At 68.1% G+C, this 2,968-nt stretch carries 3 protein-coding genes and 1 pseudogene; 1 reads left to right on the top strand and 3 read right to left on the bottom strand.

Annotated elements, in window-relative coordinates; genetic code table 11:
• A pseudogene (locus tag AC1DU6_RS25540) lies at window positions 1-1,191 on the bottom strand (SPFH domain-containing protein); the annotation flags it as partial.
• Between the two features lie 460 nt (window positions 1,192-1,651).
• Between AC1DU6_RS25540 and AC1DU6_RS25535 the strand changes: the two are divergent.
• On the top strand, window positions 1,652-2,341 hold the full coding sequence (locus AC1DU6_RS25535) for an N-acyl amino acid synthase FeeM domain-containing protein (protein ID WP_457445632.1): 690 nt from the start codon (window positions 1,652-1,654) through the stop codon (window positions 2,339-2,341).
• Between the two features lie 4 nt (window positions 2,342-2,345).
• Here AC1DU6_RS25535 and AC1DU6_RS25530 read toward each other — a convergent pair whose 3' ends face one another.
• Window positions 2,346-2,564: a hypothetical protein gene (locus AC1DU6_RS25530; RefSeq protein ID WP_056195694.1), complete on the bottom strand. Its 219-nt coding sequence runs from the start codon at window positions 2,562-2,564 to the stop codon at window positions 2,346-2,348.
• 36 nt (window positions 2,565-2,600) lie between these two features.
• A partial coding sequence (locus AC1DU6_RS25525; protein WP_477860516.1) for an NUDIX domain-containing protein occupies window positions 2,601-2,968 on the bottom strand: 368 nt, incomplete at its 5' end.

The following is a 2,968-nucleotide window of genomic DNA, read 5'->3' as shown; positions in this document are numbered from 1 at the left end:
GTGGGCCTCGGTCTTGCCGGTGGCCCAGTTCAGCACCACATTGGCCGTGGGCACGACCCGCACCTTGTGGGTGTAGGTGTTGATGGCGTACTTGCCGGGGTCGAGCACATCCACCCACACGCCCTTCTCGCCACGGCGGACCATGTTGGCATGGCGGAAGCCCTCGCCCGTCACGTCCACGCCGGGCTTGCCGACGAAGGCCACGACGACGCCCACCGAGGCAATGGGTACCTCGGTCATGTCGATGATCTCCACGGTGGCGAACATCGGGTTGATGAAGTAGCGGCCGGCCAGCAGCACCTGCTCCTGCAGGCCCTTGGTGCCGCCGGCGTTGACGAAGGCATGCGGCTCCTGGAAGAGGTTGTGGCCGGGCACTTCGGGGCCGGCGATCTCACCGGTGGTCAGGGACGTGCCCTCGCGGGTCGTGACGATGCCGACCTTGTTGTCGGGCACGTCGGTGACGGGCACCTGCACGACCTTGAAGAAGCGCGGGTTGATGCGGTACTTGCCTTGCGGGATGACGGTCATCTGCGGGCCACGCTCGCCGCCGCCGGCCATGAAGGCGCGGGCGTCCTGGAAGCTGTCGCAGGCCACCGTGCGGCCGATGACGCGGCCGCCGGCCAGCGGCTTGCCGTCGCGGGCCTCGACGATGCCGATCTTGCCGGGCTCGATGACGGTCATGCGCTCCAGGTGCACGGTGAACAGCAGCGTGTTGATGCGCCAGGCGCCCGGGGGCACGACGGTCATCTGCAGGCCGCGCTCGCCGGCGGCGAGGAAGGTGCGGGCATCCTGGAAGTGGTCGCAGTCGACATGGCGGGCCAGCACGCGGCCGTCGGGCATGGGCAGGCCATCGCAGGCCTCGACGATGCCGACGGCGTCATCGGGAATGACGGTGAACTTGACCAGCTCGATCTCGTACTGCCAGGGCCACAGGCCCAGGTGCAGGCCCGGGGCGAGCGTGTCGGCCTGCAGGCCGGCTTCACCGTAGAGGGCGACGATGCGGCCGGGCGGCAGCTCGCGGTGGCGACCGAACAGAACGAAGTTTTTGGTCACCGTGCCGATGGAGTCGTCGGGCACGATGACGAAGCCGAACAGGCGCAGCGTGCGCTTGTAGAAGACCAGCGCCACGATGCCAAGCAGGCCGGCGGCCGTCAGCAGAGGGTGGGCGAACAGGGTGAACAGGGCGTCCATGAGGAGCACGAGTGGTGAAGAGGCCTCCACTGTGTGCGGGGCGGCGTTAGCGCCGCATAAGGGCGCCCTTCCTCGGTCAGTTCGACCGGGCGAGCGCTACGCAGGGCCGTCAGGCGGCCGGTGCCAACAGGGACCCAAACACGTAGCACCCAAAAAAATGCCCCGGCCAGTGGCCGGGGCAATCACTTGCACGCCTGCGAGGCTGCCAGCGGTCTGCTCAGGGAGGGAGAAGCAGACGAACGCAACGTTAGCCCCGGCGCGAAGGCCGCGCTGTAGGACGACGCCGCACCAGCGAGAAACATGCGCTAACAAAGGGCACGGCTTGCAACTGGTAGGCCGTGAGAAATCTCATGCGTGGAATGCGACTGGTGTATCGGTCTGTGAGACTCCCCCCATTTGGGGGGTGTCCTTCCTAGACTGCGCCGCTCGCGCGTTCGGCGCGGAAAGAAGGATGCAGTCCATGACCCCTGCCATGCAAACGCGGCACAGTGCGTCGTCGCCCAGTTTCTCGGGCGCTGCCGCACTGGCTTTGAACAGCGACTTCGGCGCGCTCGATGGCGAGGCCCTGGGCCTTGTCGAGCGTCGCTATGGCGACCGCGGGCTGGTCATCTCACGCGAGCGCTACAGCAGCCGCAACCAGGACGGCGACATCGTCTGCACCGCGCGCGACGGCGATCAGATCGTCGGCACCCTGTCCGTGCGCTTCGACGGCAGCGGCGGCCTGCACGCCGATCTGTTGTTCAAGGAAGAGTTGGACGAATGGCGCGCCGCCGGCGACAAGCTCTGCGAGTTCGGCGGCCTGGCCGTTGACAGGCATTCYCATGACCCCAAGCGCGTGCTGGCACAGATCTTCCACCTGGGCTATCTGCACGCCCACCGCCGTGCCCGCTGCGCGCGCCTCGTCATCGAGGTCAACCCGCGCCACGTGGGCTTCTACCGGCGTTGCCTGGGCCTCGTGCCCTACACCGCGGAACGCCACAATCCGCGTGTTGACGCGCCGGCCGTGCTGATGAGCATTGCCTTCGCCGACATCCGCGAGCAGATTTCGCTGTGGGGCGGCCACCCGGACTCCCTGGCCTCGGCGCGCAGCCTCTACCCGCTGGCCTGGGACGAAGCCACCGAAGCCATGATGCTGGCCCGGCTGTCCTGAGGACTTACGACCCCGCGCTGGATTCCGGTGGCGGCTCGCCGGGCTTGAGGTCGGGGATGTCCTTCTTCCCGGCGGGCGTCGGCAGCTGCGCATCAGCCGGGTCCGATTTCTCCGTCGGATGCTGCGGAAGCGACTGGGCGGCGGCATCGCCGGGCTGAGCGGCAGGCGCCTGCGGATCCTCCGGGCGCGCCGTCTGCCCCACGTGGCGCAAAGGGTTGTTCATGGCTGTTCCTTGGCTGTGAGCAGCCTCCGGCAATCGTCATGCCGGCAGCAGGCTCAGGAAGCGGTCCAGCATGTGGAAGTGGTCGTCGAAGAACTGCTCTTCCATCGCCACCAGTTCAGCCACCGGCACCCAGCGTGCCTGGGCCGCGTCATCTGCGCCCAGCACCTCGGGCAACTCGCGATCCCCCAGATCGAAGTGGTGGGCGTGCGAGATCGTGCGACCGCGCTGGCTGCGGTCGGGGTGGTCGAAGACGGYCACGCCCTGCAGCGCGCCCGCCAGCGTCTCGGGCAGCAGTCGCAAGCCGGTTTCCTCTTCGAGTTCGCGCACGGCGGACTGGTGGAGCGTGTCGCGCGGCTCGACGAAGCCACCCGGCAGGGCCCAAAGCTCCTGGCCGGGGTCCTTGG

The sequence above is a fragment of the Roseateles sp. P5_B10 genome (assembly GCF_056400485.1).
Note: the sequence above shows the minus strand (reverse complement) of the source record. Positions and strands in the feature narration are given on the sequence as shown.

Coding starts and splice junctions, on each gene's coding strand:
- AC1DU6_RS25530 (WP_056195694.1), bottom strand. CDS start 2,564: ATGAACAACCCTTTGCGCCACGTGGGGCAGACGGCGCGCCCGGAGGAT.